At 66.2% G+C, this 24913-nt stretch carries 19 protein-coding genes and 1 pseudogene; all 20 read left to right on the plus strand.

Translation table 11 applies throughout. From position 1 onward, the window contains the following. Positions 1-42: 42 nt before the first annotated feature. Positions 43-1989 carry a molecular chaperone DnaK gene (gene dnaK, locus ASC94_RS23915; protein WP_056401795.1) on the plus strand — a complete coding sequence of 649 codons (1947 nt, stop codon included), beginning with the start codon at positions 43-45 and terminating at the stop codon, positions 1987-1989. A 123-nt stretch (positions 1990-2112) separates the two neighbouring features. After that, the gene (gene dnaJ, locus ASC94_RS23920; protein ID WP_056401797.1) at positions 2113-3240 is read left to right on the plus strand and encodes a molecular chaperone DnaJ; all 1128 of its coding nucleotides are present in this window, start codon (positions 2113-2115) and stop codon (positions 3238-3240) included. Positions 3241-3378: 138 nt separating this feature from the next. Next, entirely contained in the window at positions 3379-4053 is a 675-nt protein-coding gene (gene can, locus ASC94_RS23925; protein ID WP_056401799.1) for a carbonate dehydratase, read from the plus strand. 155 nt (positions 4054-4208) lie between these two features. After that, positions 4209-5450: a putative DNA modification/repair radical SAM protein gene (locus ASC94_RS23930; protein ID WP_056401802.1), complete on the plus strand. Its 1242-nt coding sequence runs from the start codon at positions 4209-4211 to the stop codon at positions 5448-5450. Between the two features lie 11 nt (positions 5451-5461). Continuing rightward, positions 5462-6946 (plus strand): UdgX family uracil-DNA binding protein, encoded by a 1485-nt coding sequence (locus ASC94_RS23935; protein WP_082616826.1) that lies wholly within the window; start codon positions 5462-5464, stop codon positions 6944-6946. A 72-nt stretch (positions 6947-7018) separates the two neighbouring features. After that, positions 7019-7894, plus strand: coding sequence for a TauD/TfdA family dioxygenase (locus ASC94_RS23940; protein WP_056401808.1), 876 nt, complete (start codon positions 7019-7021; stop codon positions 7892-7894). A 17-nt stretch (positions 7895-7911) separates the two neighbouring features. Next, entirely contained in the window at positions 7912-8916 is a 1005-nt protein-coding gene (locus tag ASC94_RS23945; protein ID WP_056401811.1) for an ABC transporter substrate-binding protein, read from the plus strand. A 6-nt stretch (positions 8917-8922) separates the two neighbouring features. Further along, positions 8923-9798, plus strand: a pseudogene (locus ASC94_RS23950) (ABC transporter ATP-binding protein); the annotation flags it as partial. Positions 9799-10070: 272 nt separating this feature from the next. Next, on the plus strand, positions 10071-10943 hold the full coding sequence (locus ASC94_RS23955; RefSeq protein WP_056401814.1) for an ABC transporter permease: 873 nt from the start codon (positions 10071-10073) through the stop codon (positions 10941-10943). 59 nt (positions 10944-11002) lie between these two features. Further along, positions 11003-12241 (plus strand): dipeptidase, encoded by a 1239-nt coding sequence (locus tag ASC94_RS23960; RefSeq protein WP_082616802.1) that lies wholly within the window; start codon positions 11003-11005, stop codon positions 12239-12241. Between the two features lie 61 nt (positions 12242-12302). Beyond that, positions 12303-12920 (plus strand): ANTAR domain-containing response regulator, encoded by a 618-nt coding sequence (locus ASC94_RS23965; RefSeq protein ID WP_082616803.1) that lies wholly within the window; start codon positions 12303-12305, stop codon positions 12918-12920. A gap of 48 nt (positions 12921-12968) precedes the next feature. Beyond that, positions 12969-14111: a CmpA/NrtA family ABC transporter substrate-binding protein gene (locus ASC94_RS23970; RefSeq protein WP_056401820.1), complete on the plus strand. Its 1143-nt coding sequence runs from the start codon at positions 12969-12971 to the stop codon at positions 14109-14111. Between the two features lie 34 nt (positions 14112-14145). Then, positions 14146-14820 carry a methyl-accepting chemotaxis protein gene (locus ASC94_RS23975; protein WP_056402456.1) on the plus strand — a complete coding sequence of 225 codons (675 nt, stop codon included), beginning with the start codon at positions 14146-14148 and terminating at the stop codon, positions 14818-14820. An 11-nt stretch (positions 14821-14831) separates the two neighbouring features. After that, positions 14832-15641, plus strand: a complete 810-nt coding sequence (cobA, locus tag ASC94_RS23980) for a uroporphyrinogen-III C-methyltransferase (RefSeq protein ID WP_056401823.1) — start codon at positions 14832-14834, stop codon at positions 15639-15641. Between the two features lie 215 nt (positions 15642-15856). Then, complete coding sequence (locus ASC94_RS23985; RefSeq protein WP_056401827.1) at positions 15857-17155, plus strand: MFS transporter; 1299 nt, start codon at positions 15857-15859, stop codon at positions 17153-17155. Between the two features lie 18 nt (positions 17156-17173). Continuing rightward, positions 17174-19705, plus strand: coding sequence for a nitrite reductase large subunit NirB (nirB, locus tag ASC94_RS23990; RefSeq protein ID WP_056401830.1), 2532 nt, complete (start codon positions 17174-17176; stop codon positions 19703-19705). A gap of 11 nt (positions 19706-19716) precedes the next feature. Continuing rightward, a complete protein-coding gene (gene nirD / locus ASC94_RS23995) occupies positions 19717-20064 on the plus strand; it encodes a nitrite reductase small subunit NirD (protein WP_056401832.1) in 348 nt (115 codons plus the stop codon). Beyond that, on the plus strand, positions 20064-21272 hold the full coding sequence (locus tag ASC94_RS24000; protein ID WP_056401835.1) for an NAD(P)/FAD-dependent oxidoreductase: 1209 nt from the start codon (positions 20064-20066) through the stop codon (positions 21270-21272). The genes nirD and ASC94_RS24000 overlap by 1 nt, the downstream gene beginning before the upstream one ends. 19 nt (positions 21273-21291) lie before the next feature. Next, entirely contained in the window at positions 21292-24021 is a 2730-nt protein-coding gene (locus ASC94_RS24005) for a nitrate reductase (RefSeq protein WP_056401838.1), read from the plus strand. Positions 24022-24157: 136 nt separating this feature from the next. Further along, positions 24158-24913, plus strand: coding sequence for a gamma-glutamyl-gamma-aminobutyrate hydrolase family protein (locus ASC94_RS24010; RefSeq protein WP_056401842.1), 756 nt, complete (start codon positions 24158-24160; stop codon positions 24911-24913).

Genomic DNA, 24913 nt, shown 5'->3' on the forward strand with positions numbered 1-24913 from the left:
TATAAGAAGCATCTGAAACTTAGCAAACAAGGAAAATAAATCATGGGCAAAATTATCGGTATTGACCTGGGAACCACGAACTCCTGCGTTTCCATCATGGAAAACGGTCAGCCTAAGGTAATCGAGAACGCGGAAGGCGCGCGTACCACGCCATCGATCATTGCTTATCAAGATGACGGCGAGATCCTGGTCGGCGCGCCTGCAAAGCGCCAGGCAGTCACCAACCCGAAGAACACCCTGTTCGCGGTGAAGCGCCTGATCGGCCGCAAATTCGAAGAAAAAGAAGTACAGAAGGACATCGCGCTGATGCCTTACCAGATCACCAAAGCCGACAACGGCGATGCGTGGATCGGCGTGCGCGACAAGAAACTGGCACCGCCGCAGATCTCGGCTGAAGTGCTGCGCAAGATGAAGAGAACGGCGGAAGACTACCTCGGTGAAGAAGTCACCGAAGCCGTGATTACCGTGCCGGCCTACTTCAACGACTCGCAGCGCCAGGCCACCAAGGACGCCGGCCGCATCGCCGGCCTGGACGTCAAGCGCATCATCAACGAGCCGACCGCGGCGGCACTGGCCTTCGGCCTGGACAAGACCGACAAGGGCGACCGCAAGATCGCCGTGTACGACCTGGGCGGCGGTACCTTCGACGTGTCGATCATTGAAATCGCGGACGTGGACGGCGAGAAGCAGTTCGAAGTGCTGTCGACCAACGGCGACACCTTCCTGGGCGGCGAAGACTTCGACCAGCGCATCATCGACTACATCATCGACGAGTTCAAGAAGATCAACGGCCTGGACCTGAAGAAGGATCCGATCGCCCTGCAGCGCATCAAGGCTTCGGCCGAGCGCGCCAAGATCGAACTGTCGTCCTCGCAGCAGACCGAGATCAACGAGCCCTACATCGCCATGGCGAACGGCGCCCCGGTCCACCTGAACCTGAAGATGACCCGTGCCAAGCTGGAATCGCTGGTGGAAGAGCTGATCAACGCCACCATCGAGCCATGCCGCACCGCCATCAAGGATGCAGGCGTGAAAGTGTCGGACATCGACGACATCATCCTGGTCGGCGGCATGACCCGTATGCCCAAGGTGCAGGAAAAGGTCAAAGAGTTCTTCGGCAAGGATCCACGCAAGGACGTGAACCCGGACGAAGCCGTGGCTGTTGGCGCCGCGATCCAGGGTTCCGTGCTGTCGGGCGACCGCAAGGACCTGCTGCTGCTGGACGTGACCCCGCTGTCGCTGGGTATCGAAACCCTGGGCGGCGTGATGACCAAGATGATCCACAAGAACACCACGATTCCGACCAAGTTCTCGCAAGTGTTCTCGACCGCCGACGACAATCAGCCTGCCGTGACCATCAAGGTCTACCAGGGCGAGCGTGAAATCGCGGCCGGCAACAAGGGCCTGGGCGAATTCAATCTGGAAGGCATCCCGCCGGCAGCACGCGGCACGCCACAGATCGAAGTGACCTTCGACATCGACGCCAACGGCATTCTGCACGTGGGCGCCAAGGACAAGGCCACCGGCAAGGAAAACAAGATCACCATCAAGGCGAACTCCGGCCTGACCGAAGACGAGATCCAGAAGATGGTGAAGGACGCCGAGCTGAACGCGGAAGAAGACAAGAAGGTCAAGGAACTGGCCGAGTCGCGCAACCAGGCCGACGCGCTGGTGCACTCGACCCGCAAGTCCCTGACCGAATACGGCGACAAGCTGGAAGCGGGCGAGAAAGAGAAGATCGAAGCGGCCATTACCGATCTGGAAGCCTCGATCAAGGCCGGCGACAAGGCCGACATCGACGCCAAGGTGGCGGCGCTGTCGACTGCCTCGCAGAAGCTGGGCGAGAAGATGTACGCCGACATGCAGGCCCAGCAGGGCGCTGCCGGCGGTGCCGAAGCCGGCCAGCAGCCTGGCGGCCAGCAAGAGTCCAAAGCGCAGCAGGACGACGTGGTGGATGCCGACTTCAAAGAAGTCAAAGACAGCAAGTAATCCGCATCCTCCCAAGTCCCCGGCTGCGGCCGCAAGACTGACGCCGAGCCGTGCATCCCTGCAAAGGGGCCGGCTCGGCTTTTTCGCATAATCAGTACCAGTACACAGCAAGGTGCCTACGACATGGCAAAGCGTGATTTTTACGAGATCCTCGGGGTCGCAAAGAATGCGTCCGAAGACGAAATCAAGAAGTCCTATCGCAAACTGGCGATGAAATACCATCCGGACCGCAATCCGGACAGCAAGGAATCGGAAGAGAAGTTCAAGGAGGTCAAAGAGGCCTACGAGATGCTGACCAACCCGGAAAAACGCGAAGCGTATGACCGCTACGGTCACGCCGGCGTGGACCCGAACATGGGCGGCGGCGGCGGCGGTTTCGGCGCGGGCGGCTTCGGCGATGCCTTCGGCGACATCTTCGGCGACATCTTCGGCGGCGGCGGCCGCGGCCGCAGCTCCGGCCCGCAGGTCTACCGCGGCGCGGACTTGCGCTACAACCTGGAAATCACCCTGGAACAGGCGGCGCACGGTTTCGACACCACGATCCGCGTACCGTCCTGGGACAAGTGCGACACCTGCCACGGTTCCGGCGCCAAGCCCGGCACCTCGCCGGTGACCTGCTCCACGTGCGGCGGCCACGGCCAGGTACGCATGCAGCAGGGCTTCTTCAGCATCCAGCAGACCTGCCCGAAATGCCACGGCACCGGCAAGATCATCACCGATCCTTGCTCGCCTTGCGGCGGCGCGGGCCGCATCAAGCGCAACAAGACGCTGGAAGTGAAGATCCCGGTCGGCATCGACAACGGCATGCGCATCCGCTCGTCCGGCAACGGCGAACCGGGCACCAACGGCGGGCCGCCGGGCGACTTGTACGTGGAAATCCACATCAAGCAGCACGCGGTGTTCCAGCGCGAAGGCGACGACCTGCATTGCGAAATGCCGATCTCGTTTGCGCGCGCGGCGCTGGGCGGCGAAATCGAAGTGCCTACGCTGTCGGGCAAGGTGTCCTTCACCATCCCCGAGGGCACCCAGTCGGGCAAGACCTTCCGCCTGAAGGGCAAGGGCATCAAGGGCGTGCGTTCCGGCTATCCGGGCGACCTGTTCTGCCACGTGGCCGTGGAAACGCCGGTCAAGCTGACCGACAAGCAGAAGGAACTGCTGCGCGAGTTCGACCGCGCCACCGTGGAAGGCGGTTCCAAGCACAGCCCGCAAAGCAAGACCTGGCGCGACAAGGTGAAGGACTTCTTCGAGTAAGCTGGCGATAAGTTTGCCATACGCATCATTGTCCCAGACAGATGATGCGTCGCACCAAATCAGGTAACATAGCGTTATTCCCGGACCGCCCCTTGCCAACCCGGCAAACGGGCGGTCTTCGCACGTTTGAGAGGACATATGAGCGAACAAAACGTAAGCAATTCGTCGTTGGCAGACCTGCTGGTCAACAACCGCGCCTGGGCCGACTCCATGGTCCAGCGCGACCCGGAATTCTTCAAGCGCCTGGAGCAGCAAGCCTCGCCCGAGTACCTGTGGATAGGCTGTTCCGACAGCCGCGTTCCGGCGAATGAGCTGCTGGGCCTGGCCCCTGGCGACGTGTTCGTTCACCGCAACATCGCCAACGTGGTGGTGCACTCCGACCTGAACTGCCTGTCGGTGCTGCAATTTGCCATCGAAGTGCTGAAAGTGAAGCACGTCATCGTGGTGGGCCACTACGGCTGCAAGGGCGTGCACGCGGCCATGACCGGCACCCGCGTCGGCCTGGTCGACAACTGGCTGCGCCATGTGAATGACGTGGCACAAAAGCACGAGCGCTACCTGGGCGACGTGCTGCCGTCGCGCGAACGCGCCGAGCGCCTGTGCGAACTGAACGTGGTGGAGCAGGTGGTCAACGTCTGCCAGACCACCATTGTGCAGGACGCCTGGGACCGCGGCCAGCAACTGACCGTGCACGGCTGGGTCTACGGACTGAAGGACGGCCATCTGCACGACTTGGATATGACCGTCAGCGCCGGCCACGAACTAGCCGCCCGCCTCGAAGGCCGCCTCGGCAAATACGCCGCCATGTCCTGACAACCGTAGGACCGTAGGGCGGGTTAGCGCCTCGGCGCGTAACCCGCCACGCTCACCCGCCACGCTCAGCACTGACCCGCCCTTGACCCGCCAATATTCCGCGCTTCCGCCCAGCCTGCGATATACTGTTTATACATACAGTATAGAGGCAGCAAATGGAGCTCACCGACAAGCTTGAAATCCTGGCCGACGCCGCGAAGTACGACGCTTCCTGCGCCAGCAGCGGCGCCCCCAAGCGCAACTCCATCGGCAAGGACGGGCTGGGCGCCAGCACCGGCATGGGCATCTGCCACAGCTACACGCCGGACGGCCGCTGTGTCTCCCTGCTGAAAATCCTGCTCACCAACTTCTGCATCTACGACTGCCAGTACTGCGTCAACCGCCGCACCTCCAACGTGCCGCGCGCCCGCTTCACGGTGCAGGAAGTGGTCAAGCTCACGGTCGACTTCTACCTGCGCAATTACATCGACGGCCTGTTCCTGAGCAGCGGCATCATCCAGTCCGCCGACTACACCATGGAGCAGCTGGTGGCCATCGCCCGCGAACTGCGCGAAACGCACCAATTCCGCGGCTACATCCACCTGAAAACCATCCCCGACGCCGACCCCGCGCTGATTGCCGCCGCCGGCCTGTACGCGGACCGGCTCAGCGTCAACATCGAACTGCCCTCGCAGGACAGCATCACCCGCCTGGCGCCTGAAAAGAACGTGCACACCATCAAGCTGGCCATGGGCGCCATCCGCCTGCGGCTCGATGAAAAGGCCGAAGAACCCAAAGCGCCCGCCTTCGCGCCGGCAGGCCAGAGCACGCAGATGATCGTGGGCGCCGACGCCAGCGACGACAGGCACATCCTCGGCACCGCCGAAACGCTGTACGGCAGCTACAAGCTCAAGCGCGTGTACTACTCCGCCTTCAGCCCCATCCCGGACAGCCCGAAAAGCGTGCCGCTGGCGCCGCCGCCCATGCAGCGCGAACACCGTTTGTACCAGGCCGACTTCCTGCTGCGCAGCTACGGCTTCCAGGTCAGCGAACTGCTGCCCGGCGATGGCACGCAACCGAGCAACCTGGCGCTCGACATCGACCCCAAGCTGGCCTGGGCCCTGGCCAACCGCGAACATTTCCCGATGGACCTGAACCGCGCCGACGTCGGCATGATCGCGCGCGTGCCCGGCATCGGCCTGCGCAATGCGCAGCGCATCGTGGAGCTGCGGCGCTTGCGGCGCGTGCGCTATGCGGACCTGTCGCGCCTGCGCTGCAGCATGAAAAAGATCGCGCCCTTCATCATCGTTGCCGACTACGTGCCCGCGCGCGACACCACCCCGTCGGAAACGCTGCGCCGCGCCATGGCCGAGTCGCCGCAGCAGATGAACCTGTGGCCGGAGCTGCAGGCGGCGTAATGGCCGGCTTCATGCAACCCATTGCCGTGGCCGGTTTCGACGACTGGCGCGCAGCGGCGCGCGAGCTGATCGTGCGCCGCGTGCCGCCTGAATCCGTACAATGGACGGCACCTGGAGGCGGCGGCGACTTGTTCGGCGCCGTGGCCGGCCCGGCTCCCGCGCCCGGTGCTGCCGATCAGCCCGCTGCGTCAGTGAACCAGGGCGCAGCTTGCGTGGCCGCCGCCTCGGTTAGCGCAGCGCCTGCGCTGCCTGCGCCGCGCGTTCCGCGCGAGCTGATGGACCTGCTGCAGCGGGCTGCCTGCTACCGCGCGGACGACCGCTGGGCCTTCCTGTACAAAATCCTGTGGCGCTGGCAGCAAGGCCAGCGGGAGGTGATGTCGATGGCAGATGAAGACGGCAGCCGCTTGCACGGCATGGCCCGCGCCGTGCGCCGCGAAGAACACGACATGCATGCCTACCTGCGCTTCCGCGAGCGCCCCGCAGGCGAGGGCGAGCCGCGTTTCGTGGCCTGGTTCGAGCCCGCGCACGATGTGCTGCCGCAGGTGGCGCGCCACTTCGCGGAGCGCATGGGCCGCACCACCTGGCTGATCGCCACACCGGACGCCACCGTGCTGTGGGACGGCGCGGCCCTGCACACCACCGGCCCGCTGGCGCACGGCGCCGCCGACATCGAAGACGAAGGCGAAGCGCTGTGGCTCACGTATTACCGCAGCATCTTCAATCCCGCCCGCCTGAATCCGGACGTGATGCACAGCCATGTGCGTTCGCGCTTCTGGAAAAACATGCCGGAAGGTGCGCTGGTGCCGGACATGGTGTCGCAAGCCGCCGCCGGCGCGCGCCGTGTGGGCCAGGCCAGCGCGGTCGGCCGGCGCAGCGGCACCACCATTCCCATCGCTGCCGAGAAAGCGCAGCCCGAACGCCAGCAGCCGCACACGCTGGATGAATGCCGCCGCTGCGAGCTATGGGAGCACGCCACGCAGGCCGTGCCGGGCGAGGGCGCGAAGAAAGCGCGCATCATGCTGGTGGGCGAGCAGCCCGGCGACCAGGAAGACTTGCAGGGCCACCCCTTCGTCGGCCCGGCCGGCACGCTGCTCGACCGTGCGCTGGCGCAAGCCGGCATCGAGCGCAGCAAAGTCTACGTCACCAACGCCGTGAAGCACTTCAAATGGGAACCGCGCGGCAAGCGCCGCCTGCACAAGACGCCCGCGCAAAAAGAGATCCTGGCCTGCCATTACTGGCTGGAAGGCGAGCTGGAACACGTCGCCCCGCAAGTGGTGGTTGCGCTGGGCAGTACGGCCCTGAAAGCCGTCCTGGAAGACAGCCACGCCGCGCTGAAAGACTACATGGACCAGCCGGTGCAGCACGCCGGCCGCTGGGTGGTCGCCACCTATCACCCGGCCTACGTGCTGCGCGTCCCCGGCGCCGACGAAAAAGCACGCGCCCTCGCCGCCATGGTCGCCGCGCTGCGCGCAGCGGCGAAAATCGCATATGAATAGCCGATAAGCTTCGTTTTCTTCATGAAGGGAGCGGCATAGACTGGGGGCATATTCAACGCAAGGACCAGTCCCATGTCTGCCGTTCTCCATCCTGTCCAGAGTTTCGATATCAAGGTGTTCGATGCCCCGCTCGGTGCGGAGGTGACGGACCTGGACCTGTCGCAGCCGCTCGGCAACCGTGAATTCCAGCGCCTGCATCGCGCCCACCTGGACCACCACGTGCTTGTGTTCCGCGACCAGCGCATCACGCCGCAGCAGCAGGTGGAATTCAGCCGCCGCTTCGGCCCGCTGCAGATCCACGTGCTGCGCAATTTCCAGCTGGCCGAGGCGCCCGAGGTGCTGGTCATTTCCAACATCATCGAGAACGGCCAGCCCACGGGGCTGGGCGACGCCGGCCACTTCTGGCACTCGGACCTGTCTTACAAGGAGAAGCCCAGCCTGGGTTCCATGCTGCACGCGCAGGAGCTGCCCGAGGAGGGCGGCGACACGCTGTTCGCCAATATGCACCTGGCTTACGAAACGCTGCCGGTGGCGCTGCGCCGCGCGGTGCAGGGCCTGCGCGCGGAGCACAGCTATCTGGCGCAGTACGAGGAACTGCGCCGCCGCAACCCCTTCCGCCCGCCGCTGACGCAGGAGCAGATCGAGGAAGTGAAGCCGGTGCTGCAGCCGGTGGTGCGCGTGCATCCGGAGACGGGCCGCCGCGCGCTGTTCGTCAGCGAGCATTTCACCACGCGCATCGCCGGCCTGCCGGAGGACGAGAGCAAGGCCCTGCTGGCGGAACTGTTTGCGCACAGCGTCAAGCCCGAACACATCTACCGCCACCAGTGGCGCCCGCACGACATGGTGTTCTGGGACAACCGCTCGCTGATGCATCTGGCGGCGGGCTGTCCGCCCCACATGCGCCGCAAGCTGTACCGCACCACCATCGAGGGCGACGTCCCGTTCTGACTACACCTGGAGCAAGCATGAGTAAATTGAAGTTCATCGCCGCCGCCGTTGCGGCCGTGGCCCTGGGCCTGAGCACACAGGCGCAGGCCGAAGGGCGCATCCGCATCGCCGAGCAGTACGGCGTCACCTACCTGCTGCTGAACATCGCGCAGGACCAGAAGCTGATCGAGAAGCACGGCAAGCAGCAGGGCATTGATATCGCCGTCGAACGCACGCAGCTTTCGGGCGGTGCGGCCATCAACGACGCGCTGCTGTCCGGCAGCATCGATATCGCCAGCGCGGGAGTCGGCCCGCTGCTGACGATATGGGACCGCACCAACGGCAAGCAGAACGTGCGCGGCGTGGCCTCGCTGGGCAACTTCCCCTACTACCTGGTCAGCAACAACCCCAAGGTGAAGACCATTGCCGACTTTACCGAGAAGGACCGCATCGGGCTGCCGGCTGCGGGCGTGTCGGTGCAGTCGCGCATATTGCAAATGGCGGTGGCCAGGCAGTGGGGCGACAAGGAGTTCAACCGCCTGGACAAGCTGACGCAAACGCTGCCGCATCCGGACGCCGCAGCGGCCGTTATCGCGGGCGGCACGGAGATCAACGCGCACTTCGGCAATTCCCCTTACCAGGAGCAGGAGCTGGCGCAGAATCCGAACGCGCGCATTGTGCTGAATTCCTATGACGTGCTGGGCGGGCCGAGTTCGTCCACGGTGCTGTACGCCACGGAGAAATACCGCAACGAGAATCCCAAGACCTACCGCGCCTTCACGGCCGCGCTGGCGGAAGCGGCGCAGTTTGCCAGCGCGAATCCGGAAGGGGCGGCGGATGCGTATCTGCGCGTGAGCAAGAGCAAGGTGGACCGGGCCCTGCTCCTGAAGATCATCAAGAATCCGCAGGTGCAGTTCAAGGTGGCGCCGCAGAACACGTATGGGCTGGCGCAGTTCCTGCACCGGGTGGGCGTGCTGAAGAACCAGCCCACCAGCTGGCGCGACTACTTCTTTGAAGATCCGGCCATCGGCCAGGGCGGGTAGGCGGACATGATTCATCAGCCGCAAACACAGGCGCAGCCCCAGCCGCCGCAACTGCACGCCGTGCCGAAGCGGCACACATCGCAGCCGGGTTCACCGCAGCAGGCCGTACAGCATGCCGTGCAGCCGCTGCTGCGCGCCGAGGGCGTCAGCCTGGAATACCGCAGCCGGGCGCACACCGTGCGCGCCACGCATGATGTGAGTTTCGACGTGTATCGCGGCGACCGCTTCGTGCTGCTTGGGCCGTCGGGGTGCGGCAAGTCTTCGCTGCTGAAGGCGGCGGGCGGCTTCCTTGCGCCGAGCGCGGGCAGCATCAGCGTCAACGGCCGGGCGGTGAGCGGGCCCGGGCCGGACCGCGTGGCCGTGTTCCAGGAATTCGACCAGCTGCCGCCGTGGAAGACGGTCCGGCAAAATGTCATGTTCCCGCTGCTGGCGTCCAAAAAGCTGAAGCGCGGCGAGGCTGAAGAGCGAGCCATGCACTGGATCGGCAAGGTGGGCCTGGCCGGATTCGCGGACGCGTATCCGCATACGCTGTCCGGCGGCATGAAGCAGCGCGTGGCGATCGCGCGTGCGCTTGCCATGCAGCCCGAGGTGCTGCTGATGGATGAACCTTTCGCCGCGCTGGACGCGCTCACGCGCCGCAAGATGCAGGAAGAGCTGGGCCGCCTGTGGGAAGAGGCGCGCTTCACGCTGCTGTTCGTCACGCACTCGATCGAAGAAGCGCTCGTCGTGGGCAACCGCATCCTGCTGCTGTCGCCGCACCCGGGGCGCGTGCGGGCAGAACTGAACAGCCACCAGTTCGGCCTGCACAGCACCGGCAGCCCGGAATTCCAGGCTGCCGCCCACCGCATCCATCGGTTGCTGTTTGACGAGCAGGCCGACGCGGCTAGCCACGCGGCCCTTGCCTCCGCCCCCGCCTCCGCCTCCGCCTCCGCCTCATCCGGCGCTGTGACAGCCGCCGCAACCGCAGCGGCCGTAACGCAGCCCGGGGCGGTCACCCGGTGTGCAGCCGCCGCTTCGCCAGAGTTTGCGGTGCCCGCCGCCGCCATTGCAATCGCCAGCGCGGCGGGCCTGCCGGTTCCTGTCCCGTCCTTCACGGCAGCGCCGCCGCCGGGCGGCCATGACGCGCTGGACGCCATCGGCCGGAGGCTCGCGCTATGAGCCTGCTGCTTGAACCGCCGATCCGCCAGGAATTTGAATACGCCGCCGCGCCGCCAGCGCCGGCCAGCGTCACGCGTCCGCTGCCGCTCGCGCAGCGCCTCTGGCAGCAGGACTGGCTGCGCAAGACGCTGATCCTGCTGGCGCTGGCCGCCGGATGGGAAGCCATCGCCCGCTGGCAGGACAACGACCTGCTGCTGCCCACCTTCCTGCAAACCGCGCAAGCCTTCATCGGCGGCATCGCCAGCGGCGAGCTGCTGGAACGGGTGCGGGTGTCGCTCAGCATCCTGCTGCAAGGCTATATGCTGGGCGTGATCGCCGCCTTTGCGCTCACCGCGCTGGCCGTCACCACCCGCCTCGGGCGCGACTTGTTGGAGACCCTGGTCGCCATGTTCAATCCCTTGCCCGCCATCGCGCTGCTGCCGCTCGCGCTGCTGTGGTTCGGGCTGGGCAACGGCAGCCTGCTGTTCGTGATCGTGCACGCGGTGCTCTGGCCGCTGGCGCTGGGGGCCTACGCCGGCTTCCAGGGCGTCCCGGAGACACTGCGCATGGCCGGCCGCAACTACGGCCTGCGGGGCCTGCCGCTGGTGGTGCAGATCCTGGTGCCCGCCGCGCTGCCGGCCATCGTGTCGGGCCTGAAGATCGGCTGGGCCTTCGCCTGGCGCACGCTGATCGCCGCCGAGCTGGTGTTCGGCGTCTCGTCCGGCAAGGGAGGGCTGGGCTGGTACATCTTCCAGAACCGCAATGAGCTGTACACGGACAAAGTGTTCGCCGGCCTCGCCGCAGTCATCCTGATCGGCCTGCTGGTCGACAGCCTGGTGTTCCGCACCCTCGAACGCGCCACCATCCGCCGCTGGGGCATGCAACGCTGAGCACACCGCGCCGGAAAATTGTTTACTATGCCTGTTCCCTCATTCAGGAGAAGGCTTCCATGCGTCATGCTTCCTATGCTCTGTTGCTCGCCCTCGGACTCACCGCCGCCGCCCACGCTGCCGATACGTCGGCCGACGCGGCCCTCAAGCATGCCAAGGCGCTGCTGGACAAGGTGCCGCTGGTCGATGGCCACAACGATTTGCCGTGGACCATACGCGGGGACAAGGCCCATCCGATGGACGTGGACGCCTACGACCTGCGCAAGCTGAACGCCCAGCAGACCGACTTGCCGCGCCTGAAGGAAGGCCGCGTGGCGGTGCAGTTCTGGAGCGTGTTCGTGCCCGGCGAGTTGAAGCAGGGCTGGGCGCGCACCCAGCTGGAGCAGATCGACCTGGCCAAGCGCATGATCGCGCGCTACCCCGAGCGCCTGGTGCTGGCCACCCGCAGCACGGACATCGCCAAGGCCCGCAAGGCCGGCAAGGTGGCCAGCTTCATCGGCATGGAGGGCGGCCACGTCATCGAGAACAGCCTGGGCGCGCTGCGCGCCTATTACGACCTGGGCGCCCGCTACATGACCTTGACCCACAACGTGACCCTGGACTGGGCCGACGCCGCCCTCGACCAGTCGCGCAACGGCGGCCTGTCGCCCTTCGGCAAGGAAGTGGTGCGCGAGATGAACCGTCTTGGCATGCTGGTGGACCTGAGCCACACCAGCCCGGACGTGATGCGCCAGGCGCTCGACACCAGCGAGGCGCCCGTGATCTTCTCCCATTCCAGTGCCCGCGCGCTGGTGGACCACCCGCGCAACGTGCCGGACGACGTGCTGGCCCGCATGGCGGCCAACGGCGGCGTGGTGATGGTCACCTTCGTGCCGGCCTTCGTCTCCACCGACTACATGCGCTGGAAAGACGGCCTGATTGCCCGCACCCGCACCATGGAGCGCGACAGCCCCGCCTACAAGGTGGTGGAGGCGGCCTACATCAAGCAGGCCGGCCCCGCTCCCAAGACCACCCTGCAGCAGGTGGCTGACCATATCGACCATATTGCCAAAGTGGCAGGCGTGGACCACGTGGGCCTGGCGGCTGACTTCGACGGCGGCGCCACCACCGAAGGCCTGCAGGACGTGTCCGCCTATCCGGCGCTGTTCGCCGAGCTGATACAGCGCGGCTGGAAGGATGCCGACCTGGCCAAGCTGGCCGGCGGCAACCTCATCCGCGCGCTTGCCAGGGCCGAACAGGTCGCCGCCCGCCTGCAAAAGGAGCGCGCCCCCTCCATCGCCGTGCTGCCGGCAAAATAGTGATCGTTCGGGGTGGTTTGATTCTTGCTAGTAACAAGGTATTGAATCAGAGCACCCCAAGATGGCACCCAAGCGACAATCAGCGCCCCCAGCGCGCAATCTGCGTATCGTAGTGGTCCAGGCGGCCGACGCGGCAACGCGCGCGCACGCCCTGAACGCCGGCCTGCAGGAAGCCGGCTACGAGATCGTCGCCTCCCTCCCGGCCGACATGCACCTGCCCGAGCAGATCGCCCTGCTGCAGCCCGACATGATCATCATCGACGCCGAATCGGACGCGCGCGACGTGCTGGAGCATATCGTCATCGCCACCCGCGACGAGCGCCGCCCCATCGTCATGTTCACCGAGGACGACGCCCCTTCCAGCATGGAAGCGGCGATGGCGGCCGGCGTGTCCGCGTACATCGTGGCGGGGCTGCAGGCCGAGCGCATCAAGCCGGTGCTGAACGTGGCGCTGGCGCGCTTCAAGCAGGAGCAAAAGCTGCTCGCCGAGCTGGACGACACACGCCACAAGCTGGCCGAGCGCAAGGTGATCGACCGCGCCAAGGGGCTGCTCATGACACGCCACGGCATGACCGAGGACGCGGCTTACCAGAAGCTGCGCACCATGGCCATGAACAAGAACCTGAAGCTCGCCGAGATCGCCCAGCGCATTCTCGACGTCGAGGATTTGCTAGGCTGATTTGGTGCGTTGCACCAAGTTAGTGCATTTTTTTAGAGGAAAAGAGCGATGACGAAGCATGCGGCACCGGAAAAGCAGGTGGTCAGGATCGGGTTCAACCCGCTGACCGACTGCGCCTCCGTCGTCATGGCTGCGGTGCTGGGCTTTGATGAAAAATACGGCATCAAGATCGTGCCGAGCAAGGAATCGTCCTGGGCCGGCGTGCGCGACAAGCTGCTCACCGGGGAACTGGACGCGGCGCACTCGCTGTACGGCATGGTGTACGGCACCCAGCTGGGCATAGGCTGGCAGAAGCGCGACATGGCCATCCTGATGAATTTGAACCGCAACGGCCAGGCCATCACCCTGTCGCGCCGCCTGGCCGAGCAGGGCGCGGTGGACGGCGCCTCGCTGGCCGCGCTGATGCACAGCGCGCCGCGCACCTACACCTTCGCCCAGACCTTCCCCACCGGCACCCACGCCATGTGGCTGTATTACTGGATGGCGGCGCACGGCATCGACCCGATGCGCCATGCGCGCGTGATCACCGTGCCGCCGGCGCAGATGGTGTCCAACCTGGGCGCCGGCCACATGGATGGCTTCTGCGCCGGGGAACCCTGGGGCCACCGCGCCGTGATGGACGGCATCGGCATCACCGCCGCCACCAGCCAGCAGATCTGGCCCGAGCATCCGGAAAAGGTGCTGGCCGCGTCGGCCGAATTCGCGCGCACCCACCCCAACACCTGCCGCGCGGTGATCGCCGCCGTGCTGGAGGCCAGCCGCTGGATCGACGCCAGCGCCGCCAACCGCATGGCCATGGCCGAGATCATTTCGGCCGTGCCCTACGTGAACACCAGCAAGGACGTGATCTGCCAGCGCATCCTGGGCCACTACCAGGACGGCCTGGGCAAGAGCTGGGAAGACACCCACCCGCTGCGCTTCCACCATGAAGGCGCGGTGAATTTCCCCTACCTGTCGGACGGCATGTGGTTCATGACCCAGCAACGGCGCTGGGGCCTGCTCAAGGCCGATCCCGACTACCTGGCCGTGGCCAGCTCGGTGCACCAGATAAACCTATACCGCGAGGCAGCGGAAATGACGGAGACACCCGTGCCGCAAGGCGTCCTGCGCAGCTCCACGCTGATGGATGGCAAACAGTGGAATGGCAGCGACCCGGAACGCTATGCGGCGTCCTTCAGCATCAGGCAGTAGCGAAGCTTTAACCCCACACACCAAGAGGGTGCAGATGGCAAATTACGGAGCGGCCGCACTGGCCACCACCAAGGAAGCACCGCCGCTGTCGGGCGAAGTATTTGGCGCATTGATCAACCTTTCCGGGCGTCGGCGTTTCACCTCGCAGCGCCTGGTGCTGTACGCGGTGCTGGCCGGGCAAGGCCAGGAGAACGCCGCCGCCACCGCGCGCGAGGCGCTGGCGCTGTTCCGCGGCGCGCACCACGCGCTGGTGGAGGGCAGCGACACCGTGCCGGGCATCTTCTGCCCGGAACTGGAGGAGGTCTATTTCGGCCGCCCCGGCGGCGACCGCCAGATCCGCGACTTCATGGACCTGGCCGAGCGCACGCTGCGGGCCTGCGAGGACGGGTCGCGCGGCGCCCAGGCGCTGCTGGCGCAGCTGGTCGAGATGACCACGCCGGTGCTGGCGCTGCTCAACCAGATCACCGCCATCTATGAAGACCAGTCCAAAAAGCACGCGCTGCTGATGAAAAAGCAACTGCGCGGCGTGATCACGGAAATCGAAACCATCGCCAAGCAGGCCAAGATGGTGGCCTTCAACGCGCGCATCGTGGCCGCGCGGGCCGGCTTTGCCGGGCGCGAGTTCGCGGTGGTGGCCGGCGTACTGTCCAACATCACCGGCGAAATCGACGACATGGTGAAAACGGCGCTCAACACCGCCAACGCATAAGGAGAGCTGTCATGAACAAGCAAGGCAAAGTCACCCTGGTGGGCGCCGGTCCCGGCGACCCCGACCTGCTGACCATCAAGGCCGCCAGGGCCATCGCGGCGGCCGACGTGCTGCTGGTGGACGACCTGGTGAACCCGGAGATCCTGGCCTGCGCCTCGCCGCAGGCGCGCGTGGTCCAGGTGGGCAAGCGCGGCGGCTGCCAGTCCACGCCGCAGGAATTCATCGAGCGCCTGATGATCGCCGAGGCGCGCGCCGGCCACAGCGTGGTGCGCCTGAAGGGCGGCGACCCCTACCTGTTCGGGCGCGGCGGCGAGGAACGCGCGCAGTTGCTGGCGCACGGCGTCCAGGTGGAGGTGGTACCCGGCATCAGCAGCGGCCTGGCCGCGCCGTCCAGCATCGGCATTCCGCTCACGCACCGGTCCTGGAGCCAGGGCGCGGTGTTCGTCACCGGCCACGGCAAGGACGCGGGCTCCGAGCCGAACTGGCCGGCGCTGGCGCAAAGCGGCCTGACGCTGGTGATCTATATGGGCGTGGCGCGCTGCGCCGCCATCCAGGCCGGGCTGATGGCCGGCGGCGCCGGCGCGGACACGCCGGTGGCCGTGGTGCAGTCGGCCACGCGCGACGCGCAGCGCCAGCTGATCACTACCCTGGGTGAACTGCCCCAGGCGCTGGCCGCCAGCGGCCTGGGTAGCCCCAGCATCATCGTGGTGGGCGACGTGGTGCGCTGTGCCGATGCATGGGGTGTGCAACATGGTGCACCCGGGCGCGCACCAAGCGAGTGCGCTGTTGCACCGCAATATGTCACAGGCACCCTGAATTAAATTCGTTGAAGTAACAATTTCGGCCGCTCCCCCCTGTAAACCGCCTTGCGCCTGTCTGGCACGCCTCTTGCAAAGGATAAGGACAGGATCAATGGCGATCCCCCAAACAAATGCGCTGGTCTAACGACGGACTGGCAGGACAACGGCGTCCGCCCAGCTTGATGTTAGATCAAGGCTGCGCGGACGCTTTTTTGTTTTCTAGACGGGATAAAAAAATGGCCAGCAAAGCTACCAGCATCAAGCTCTTCACCATCTCCACGCCGCCGATGCGTGCCTTCCACCTGACCTGGATGGCGTTCTTCATCTGCTTCTTCGCCTGGTTCGCCTGCGCGCCGCTGATGCCGGTCATTAAAGGGGAGTTCGGCCTGACGATGGCGCAGATCGCCAACATCAACATCGCCGCCGTCGCCATCACCATCGTCGTGCGCCTGATCATCGGCCCGCTGTGCGACCATTTCGGCCCGCGCAAAGCCTACACCGGCCTGCTGCTGCTGGGCGCCATCCCCGTGCTGGGCGTGGCTGCGGCGCAGAGCTACGAAAGCTTTTTATTCTTCCGTCTGCTGATCGGCGCGGTGGGTGCCAGCTTCGTCATCACCCAGTACCACACCTCGGTGATGTTCGCCCCCAACGTGGTGGGCACCGCCAACGCGGCCGCCGCAGGCTGGGGCAATGCCGGCGGCGGCGCCGCGCAAGCGCTGATGCCGCTGCTGATGGCCGCCCTGGTCATGATGGGCGTGGGCGAGAAATTCGGCTGGCGCGCCGCCCTGGTGGTGCCGGGCGTGCTGATGCTGATCATGGCCGTGGTCTACTACAAATTCACGCAGGACTGCCCGCAAGGCAATTACAGCGAACTGCGCGCAGCCGGCATCGCCATCGAAGGCGGTAAAAAAGGCGGCTGGGAAAGCTTCAAGCTGGCCGCCGCCAACTACCGCGTGTGGCTGCTGTTCGTCACCTACGGCGCCTGCTTCGGCGTGGAGATCTTCATCCACAACATCGCCGCCGTCTACTACACCGACCACTTCAAGCTGTCGCTGGGCCAGGCCGGCATGGCCGCCGGCAGCTTCGGCCTGCTGGCGCTGTTTGCCCGCGCCCTGGGCGGCTGGATCTCGGACAAGGCCGCCCTGCGCGGCAACCTGAATAGCCGCGTCACGCTGCTGTTCATCATGATGATAGGCGAAGGCGTCGGCCTGCTGTGGTTCGCCCACGCCGACAGCGTCGCCTTCGCGGTGATCGCCATGCTGGTGTTCGGCCTGTTCACACACATGGCCTGCGGCGCCACCTACGCGCTGGTGCCCTTCGTCGACAAGCGCGCCCTGGGCGGCGTGGCCGGCATCATCGGCGCGGGCGGCAACGTCGGCGCGGTGGCGGCGGGCTTCCTCATGAAGGGCATGGGCGGCAACGTGCAGCAGACCCTGAGCATCCTCGGCATGCTGGTTGCCGCCTCGGCGGTGTGCGCCATCGCGGCGCGCTTCAGCCCCGCAGCGCAAGAAGAATCGGCCCTGGCCGCAGCTTAAGAATCTAGGAGCATAGCAATGAACATCATCGTCATCGGCCACGGCATGGTAGGCCACAAATTCCTCGAAAGCCTGGCCACGCACGGCGGCAACGCCAAGTTGAACGTGACCATCCTGTGCGAAGAACCGCGCCCGGCCTACGACCGCGTCCACCTGTCCGAGTTCTTCGCCGGGAAAAGCGCCGAAGACCTGTCGCTGGTGAAGCCCGGCTTCTTCGAGCGCGACGACATGGTGCTGCGCCTGAACGCCCGCGCCACCGCCATCGACGCGGCCGCCAAGACGGTCACCACCAGCGACGGCGAAGTGCTCGGCTACGACAAGCTGGTGATCGCCACCGGCTCCTACCCCTTCGTGCCGCCGCTGCCCGGCAAGGACCGCAAGGACTGCTTCGTCTACCGCACCATCGAAGACCTGGAAGCGATGCTGGAATGCGGCCAGCGCTCCAGGACCGGCGTGGTGATCGGCGGCGGCCTGCTGGGCCTGGAATGCGCCAAGGCGCTGCGCGACATGAACCTGGACACCCACGTGGTGGAATTCTCGCCGCGCCTGATGGCGGTGCAGGTGGATGACGGCGGCGCGCGCGTGCTGCGCTCCAAGATCGAAGCGCTGGGCGTGACCGTGCACACGGCCAAGAACACCACCGCCATCGTGGACGGCGTGGACGGCACCCACCGCATGGAGTTCGCCGACGGTTCGCACCTGGACGCGGACATGATCGTGTTCTCGGCCGGCATCCGCCCGCGCGACATGCTGGCCAAGGAAAGCGGCCTGGAAGTGGGCCCGCGCGGCGGCATCGTCATCGACAACAACTGCATGACCTCGGACCGCGACATCTACGCCATCGGCGAATGCGCGCTGTGGGGCGGCATGATCTACGGCCTGGTGGCCCCCGGCTACGAAATGGCGCGCGTGGCGGCCAAGCACCTGCTGGGCGAGGCGGCTGAGTTCAACGGCGCCGACATGAGCACCAAGCTGAAACTGATGGGCGTGGACGTGGCTTCCATCGGCGACCCGCACGGCAAGGAAGAGGGCAGCCGCGTGTACCAGTTCATGGACGAGCGCAAGCAGATCTACAAGAAGATCGTGGTGTCGAGCTGCGGCCGCTACCTGCTGGGCGGCGTGATGGTGGGCGACGCCAGCGAATACGGCACGCTGCTGCAGATGATGCTCAACAAGATCGAGCTGCCCGAGTCGCCCGAGTTCCTGATCCTGCCGCAGTCGGACGGCAAGGCCAAGCCGGGCCTGGGCGTGGATGCGCTGCCGGACGGCGCCCAGATCTGCTCCTGCAACGACGTCTCGAAAGGCGCCATCTGCGCTGCCGTGGGCGACGGCGCCACCAGCATCGGCGCCCTCAAGTCCTGCACCAAGGCCGGCACGGCCTGCGGCGGCTGCGTGCCGCTGGTGACCCAGGTGATGAAGGCCGAGATGAAGAAGCTCGGCATGGACGTCAACAACCACGTCTGCGAACACTTCGCCTATTCGCGCCAGGAGCTGTACCACCTGATCCGCGTCGGCCAGATCCGCACCTTCGGCGCGCTGCTGGCGCAGCACGGCAAGGGCCTGGGCTGCGACGTGTGCAAACCGCTGGCCGCCAGCATCCTGGCCTCCTGCTGGAACGACTTCGTGCTGAAGAAGGAACACGCCAGCCTGCAGGACACCAACGACTACTTCCTGGGCAATATCCAGAAGGACGGCACCTACTCCGTGGTGCCGCGCATGCCGGGCGGCGAAGTGACGGCGGACGGCCTGATCGCGGTCGGCACGGTCGCCAAGAAATACGGCCTGTACACCAAGATCACCGGTGGCCAGCGCGTCGACCTGTTCGGCGCCCGCGTCGAGCAGCTGCCGCTGATCTGGGAAGAGCTGATCGCGGCCGGCTTCGAAACCGGCCACGCCTACGGCAAGTCGCTGCGCACCGTGAAATCCTGTGTCGGCTCCACCTGGTGCCGCTACGGCGTGGACGACAGCGTCGGCCTGGCCATCGAACTGGAAAACCGCTACAAGGGCCTGCGCACGCCGCACAAGATCAAGTTCGGCGTGTCCGGCTGCACCCGCGAGTGCGCCGAAGCGCAGGGCAAGGACGTCGGCATCATCGCCACCGAGAAGGGCTGGAACCTGTACGTGTGCGGCAACGGCGGCATGAAGCCGCGCCACGCCGAACTGATCGCCTCCGACCTGGACAAGGCCACCCTGGTGCAGTACATCGACCGCTTCCTGATGTTCTACACCCGCACCGCAGACCGCCTGCAGCGCACCAGCACCTGGCGCGACAACCTGGAAGGCGGCCTGGATTACCTGAAGGACGTGGTCATCAACGACAAGCTGAACATCGCCGCCGAGCTGGAAGCGGAAATGCAAAGCGTGGTGGACACCTACGAGTGCGAGTGGAAAGTGGCCGTCACCGACCCTGAAACGCGCAAGCGCTTCCGCCACTTCGTCAACAGCGAGCAGGCCGACCCGAACGTGATCTTCATGGAAGAGCGCGGCCAGATCCGCCCGGCCACGCTGGAAGAGCGCAAGGCCGTCGTCATCCCGATCAAAGTAGCTTGAGGAGAACCACCATGCACCGCGACATCCAAAACGACCGCTGGACCGCCATCTGCGCACTGGAAGACATCGTCCCCAACACCGGCGTGTGCGCGCTGCTGCAGGGCGAGCACGTGGCCGTGTTCCATGTGAACGACGGCGAACAGCGCGTGTTCGCCATCCACAACTACGACCCCAACTCGCAAGCCTCCGTGTTGTCGCGCGGCCTGGTCGGCAACCTGGGTGAACGCATCGTGGTCGCTTCGCCGATCTACAAGCACCATTTCGACCTGCAGACCGGCGAATGCCTGGAAGCCCCCGAGCACTCGGTGGTCACCTACCCGGCGCGCATCGACGGCGGCAAAGTCTGGGTGGGTGCGTAATGAAACCGGCACTGGTCGTCATCGGCAACGGCATGGCGGGCATGCGCACCGTCGAGGAGCTGCACAAGCTGGCGCCGGACCTGTACGACATTACCGTGTTCGGTGCCGAGCCATACGGTAACTACAACCGCATCCTGCTCTCGCCGGTGCTGGCGGGCGAGAAGACGGTGGACGACATCATGCTGCACACCCGCGAGTGGTACGAGGCGCACAACATCACGCTGCACGCGGGCGACCCGGTGGTGCACATCGACCGCCGCAAGCGCATCGTGCGCGCGCAGTCGGGCAAGGAGGTGCGCTACGACCGCCTGCTGCTGGCGACCGGCTCCAAGCCCTTCATCATCCCGGTGCCCGGCCACCAGCTGCCCGGCGTGATCGCCTTCCGCGACATCCAGGACGTGGAAACCATGCTGGAAGCGTCGCGCAACCACACGCACGCGGTGGTGATCGGCGGCGGCCTGCTCGGCCTGGAAGCGGCCAACGGCCTGCTGCGCCAGGGCATGAAGGTGACGGTGGTGCACGTCACCGACGCGCTGATGAACCAGCAGCTCGACAAGCCGGCCGCCCAGCTGCTGCAGAAGGCGCTGGAAAACAAGGGCCTGCAGTTCATGCTCAGCGCCCAGACCGCCGAGATCGTCGGCCCGGACCGCGTGACGGCGGTGCGCTTCAAGGACGGCAGCGAAATCCCGGCCGACCTGGTGGTGATGACGGCCGGCGTGCGCCCCAACATCGCGCTGGCCAAGGATGCAGGCCTGCACTGCGACCGCGCCATCGTGGTCGACGACACCCTGCAAACCTACGACCCGCGCGTCTACGCCGTGGGCGAATGCGTGCAGCACCGCAGCGCCACCTTCGGCCTGGTGGCCCCGATCTGGGAGCAGGCGCGCGTGTGCGGCGCCCACCTGGCCGGCGCCGGCCACCGCCGCTACGTGCAGCAGACTTCGCCCACGCGGCTGAAAGTGACCGGCGTGGATTTGTACTCGGTGGGCGACTTCATCGGCGGCGAAGGCAGCGAAGACCTGGTGCTGCGCGACGCCAAGCGGGGCGTCTACAAGCGCCTGGTGCTCAAGAACGGCTGCGTCACCGGCGCGGTGCTTTACGGCGACGTGCAGGACGGCCCCTGGTACTATGACCTGATCCAGAACCGCACCGACATCACCCCGATACGCCAGCACCTGCTGTTCGGCCAGGCCCTGTGCGCCGCATAAAAAACGAGTGAGAACCATCGTGAACCTGTCCCAAGATAATCTGTCGGTCCAAACCACTTGCGCGTACTGCGGCGTAGGCTGCGGCGTGAAGGCCACGCCGAACGGCGACGGCACCGTTGCGGTGGCCGGCGACCAGGACCATCCGGCCAACCTGGGCAAGCTGTGCGTCAAGGGTTCGGCGCTGGGCGAGACCGTGGGACTGGAAGGGCGCCTGCTCTATCCGCAAGTGCGTGATGAACGGGGTTCGGATGCGCTGCGCCGCGTGTCCTGGGACGAGGCGCTGGACCAGGTGGCCGACAAATGGCAGGCCGTCATCGCCGAGCACGGCCCGGACGCGGTGGCGCTGTACGTCTCCGGCCAGCTGCTCACGGAAGACTACTACCTGGCCAACAAGCTGATGAAAGGCTACGTCGGCAGCGCCAACATCGACACCAACTCGCGCCTGTGCATGTCGTCCGCCGTGGCCGGCCACAAGCGCGCCTTCGGCGAAGACCTGGTGCCGGTCTGCTACGAAGACCTGGAGCTGGCCGACATGATCGTGCTGGTGGGCTCCAATATGGCCTGGTGCCATCCCATCCTGTTCCAGCGCATCGCGCGCGAGCGCGAGAAGCGCCCCAACCTGAAGCTGGTGGTGGTCGATCCGCGCCGCACCGCCACCTGCGAACTGGCCGACCTGCACCTGCCGGTCAAGCCCGGCACGGACGTGTGGCTGTTCAATGGCCTGCTGAGCTACCTGTCGCGCATCGGCGCGGTCGATCCGGACTATGTGGCGGCCCACACCAGCGGCTTCGAGGCCGCCCTGGCCGCCGCCGAAGTCGATTGCGCCGATCCGGCCGCCGTCGCCAAGGCCTGCAAGATCAGCCTGGGCGCGCTGATGGAATTCTATGAATCCTTCGCCGCCACCGCCAAGGTCATCACCGCCTTCTCGATGGGCGTGAACCAGTCCTCGGCCGGCACGGACAAGGCCAACAGCATCATCAACTGCCACCTGGTGGGCGGGCGCATCGGCAAGCCGGGCATGGGGCCGTTCTCCATCACCGGCCAGCCGAACGCCATGGGCGGGCGCGAAGTGGGCGGCCTGGCCAATATGCTGGCCGCGCATATGGACCTGGACAACGCGGCCCACCGCGACGCGGTGCAGACCTTCTGGGATGCGCCGCGCATGGCGGACAAGCCGGGCCTGAAGGCGGTGGACCTGTTCGAGGCCATCGAATCGGGCCGCGTGAAGGCGGTATGGATCATGGCCACCAATCCCGTGGTCAGCCTGCCGAACGCGGACCAGGTCAGGCGCGCGCTGGCCAAGTGCGAGCTGGTGGTGGCCTCCGACATCATCCAGGACACCGACACCAACGCCTATGCCGACGTGCTGCTGCCCGCGCTGGGCTGGGGCGAGAAGGACGGCACGGTCACCAATTCCGAACGCCGCGTGTCGCGCCAGCGCCCCTTCCTGCCGGCTCCCGGCGAGGCGCGCGGCGACTGGTGGATCATTGCCCGCTTCGCCCAGCGCATGGGCTACGCCGGCTTCGATTTCGCCGGCGCGGATGAGGTATTCGACGAGCACGCCCGCCTGAGCGCATGGCGCAACAGCGCCGGCGACCTGCCGCGCGTGTTCAACATCGGCGGCCTGGCCGGCATGGGCCGCAGCGCTTACGACGGCATGGCCCCGGTCCAGTGGCCGGTGCTGGAGCACGCGGGCACCGGCGGCACCGCGCGCCTGTTCGAGGACGGCCGCTATTCGCACCCGGACGGCAAGGCGCGCTTCATCGCCACCGTGCCGCGCCTGCCGGTGCACCAGGTCGACGAGGATTTCCCGCTGTCGCTGAACACCGGCCGCGTGCGCGACCAGTGGCACACCATGACGCGCACCGGCCGTTCGGCCAAGCTGGCCGACCACGTGCCCGAATCGTTCATCGACATGCATCCGCAGGACGCGCTGATCCACGGCGTGCGCGAAGGCGAGCTGGCGCGCGTGAGCAGCCAGTGGGGCTCCATGGTGGCGCGCGTGCAGCACGGCGGCGGCATCGCGCGCGGCGGCGTCTTCATTCCCATCCACTGGAGCGGCCAGACGTCGTCGGACGCGCGCGTGGGCGGCGTGGTCAACCCGGTGGTGGACCCGGTCTCGGGCGAGCCCGAGTTCAAGCATACGCCGGTGCGCATCGAGCAGTTCCGCGTGAGCTGGCACGCCTTCATCCTGAGCCGCACGGAGCTGGACCTGGACAGCGTGGCGCACTGGACCCGCATCCAGGGCAGGGAATTCGCACGCTACGAACTGGCGGGCCGCAACAGCATCGCCGATTTCAGCGAATGGGCGCGCGAGCTGCTGGGCGTGCAGGACCCGGATGCGGACTGGCTGGAATACGCCGACCGCACCGAGGGCATGTACCGCGCGGTGCACGTGGTGGATGACCGCATCGAGCAGTGCATCTTCCTGTCGCCGCGCCTGGACCTGCCGGCGCGCAGCTGGCTGGCCGGCCTGTTCGCCGAGGAGGAACTGGCGGACGCCGACCGCGCCAGCCTGCTGATCGGCCGCCCGCTGAAGAAGGGCGTGGACGTCGGCCCCACCGTGTGCTCCTGCTTCGGCGTGGGCCGCAACACCATCTGCTCGGCCATCCGCGAGCAGGACCTGAAGTCGGTGCCGGAAGTGACGGCCTGCCTGAAAGCGGGCGGCAACTGCGGCTCCTGCGTGCCGGAGCTGAAAAAACTGCTGGCCGAAACCCGGCTGGAGATGGTGGCGGACGCTCCGGCGTAAGCTTGGGCTTGGCCTCGGTCCGTGGCCGCGAAGTGTAGCTTCGCGGCAAATGTGCTCTGCGTCATGATCGGAATTCGGGAAATGTGATAAATTGGCTTATCGCTTAAACGGAGGCCTCTTCATAGAGACTGAAGCCATGCGCCGGCCCATTGTCATCGTCCCCGCCTGCACGCGGCACATCGGAACCCATCCCGACCATGCCGTGCATTCCAAGTACATCGACGCCGTTGTACAGGGGGCAGGGTGCATGCCGCTCATCCTGCCCGCGCTGGGCGAGCAGACCGATTTCGAGGCCGTGCTCTCGGCCGCCGACGGCATCATGCTCACCGGCTCGGCCTCCAACCTGCAGGCCATCCTGTACGGCCAGGAAGTGCTCAACCTGGAACTGCCGCAGGACCACGCGCGCGACGCCACCACGCTGCCGCTGATACGCGCCGCCCTCAAGCGCGGCATACCGCTGCTGGCGATCTGCCGCGGCTTCCAGGAACTCAACGTGGCGCTGGGCGGTTCCCTGCACCAGGCAGTGCAGGAAGTGTCCGGCATGATGGACCACCGCGACCTGCCTGACGATCCCCTCGAAAAACAGTACGGCCCGGCGCACCGCGTGCATATCGCGCCGGGCGGCAAGCTCGCGCACATCCTCGATGGCGCGCGCGAGATCATGGTCAACTCCCTGCACGGCCAGGGCGTGGACCGCCTCGCACCCGGGCTGGTGGCGGAAGCTACCGCCGACGACGGGCTGGTGGAAGCCTGCACCGTCGCCACCGCGCCAGGCTTTACGCTGGCGGTGCAGTGGCACCCTGAATGGCAGGCTGCCGCCAACCAGGATTCAATGAAGATGTTCAAAGCCTTCGGGCAGGCATGCCGTAGCTACCAGGAACGCATTCCGTAG

The sequence above is a fragment of the Massilia sp. Root418 genome, assembly GCF_001425265.1.
Classification (GTDB): Bacteria; Pseudomonadota; Gammaproteobacteria; order Burkholderiales; family Burkholderiaceae_D; genus Rugamonas.

Bases quoted from the DNA above. Each gene is read 5' to 3' on its own strand.
- ASC94_RS24000 (WP_056401835.1), top strand. From the start codon at position 20,064: ATGAAACCGGCACTGGTCGTCATCGGCAACGGCATGGCGGGCATGCGC.
- can (WP_056401799.1), top strand. From the start codon at position 3,379: ATGAGCGAACAAAACGTAAGCAATTCGTCGTTGGCAGACCTGCTGGTC.
- ASC94_RS23935 (WP_082616826.1), top strand. From the start codon at position 5,462: ATGCAACCCATTGCCGTGGCCGGTTTCGACGACTGGCGCGCAGCGGCG.
- dnaJ (WP_056401797.1), top strand. From the start codon at position 2,113: ATGGCAAAGCGTGATTTTTACGAGATCCTCGGGGTCGCAAAGAATGCG.
- ASC94_RS23940 (WP_056401808.1), top strand. From the start codon at position 7,019: ATGTCTGCCGTTCTCCATCCTGTCCAGAGTTTCGATATCAAGGTGTTC.
- ASC94_RS23985 (WP_056401827.1), top strand. From the start codon at position 15,857: ATGGCCAGCAAAGCTACCAGCATCAAGCTCTTCACCATCTCCACGCCG.
- cobA (WP_056401823.1), top strand. From the start codon at position 14,832: ATGAACAAGCAAGGCAAAGTCACCCTGGTGGGCGCCGGTCCCGGCGAC.
- ASC94_RS23945 (WP_056401811.1), top strand. From the start codon at position 7,912: ATGAGTAAATTGAAGTTCATCGCCGCCGCCGTTGCGGCCGTGGCCCTG.
- ASC94_RS23975 (WP_056402456.1), top strand. From the start codon at position 14,146: ATGGCAAATTACGGAGCGGCCGCACTGGCCACCACCAAGGAAGCACCG.
- dnaK (WP_056401795.1), top strand. From the start codon at position 43: ATGGGCAAAATTATCGGTATTGACCTGGGAACCACGAACTCCTGCGTT.
- nirD (WP_056401832.1), top strand. From the start codon at position 19,717: ATGCACCGCGACATCCAAAACGACCGCTGGACCGCCATCTGCGCACTG.
- ASC94_RS23970 (WP_056401820.1), top strand. From the start codon at position 12,969: ATGACGAAGCATGCGGCACCGGAAAAGCAGGTGGTCAGGATCGGGTTC.
- ASC94_RS24010 (WP_056401842.1), top strand. From the start codon at position 24,158: ATGCGCCGGCCCATTGTCATCGTCCCCGCCTGCACGCGGCACATCGGA.
- ASC94_RS23965 (WP_082616803.1), top strand. From the start codon at position 12,303: ATGGCACCCAAGCGACAATCAGCGCCCCCAGCGCGCAATCTGCGTATC.
- nirB (WP_056401830.1), top strand. From the start codon at position 17,174: ATGAACATCATCGTCATCGGCCACGGCATGGTAGGCCACAAATTCCTC.
- ASC94_RS23960 (WP_082616802.1), top strand. From the start codon at position 11,003: ATGCGTCATGCTTCCTATGCTCTGTTGCTCGCCCTCGGACTCACCGCC.
- ASC94_RS23955 (WP_056401814.1), top strand. From the start codon at position 10,071: ATGAGCCTGCTGCTTGAACCGCCGATCCGCCAGGAATTTGAATACGCC.
- ASC94_RS23930 (WP_056401802.1), top strand. From the start codon at position 4,209: ATGGAGCTCACCGACAAGCTTGAAATCCTGGCCGACGCCGCGAAGTAC.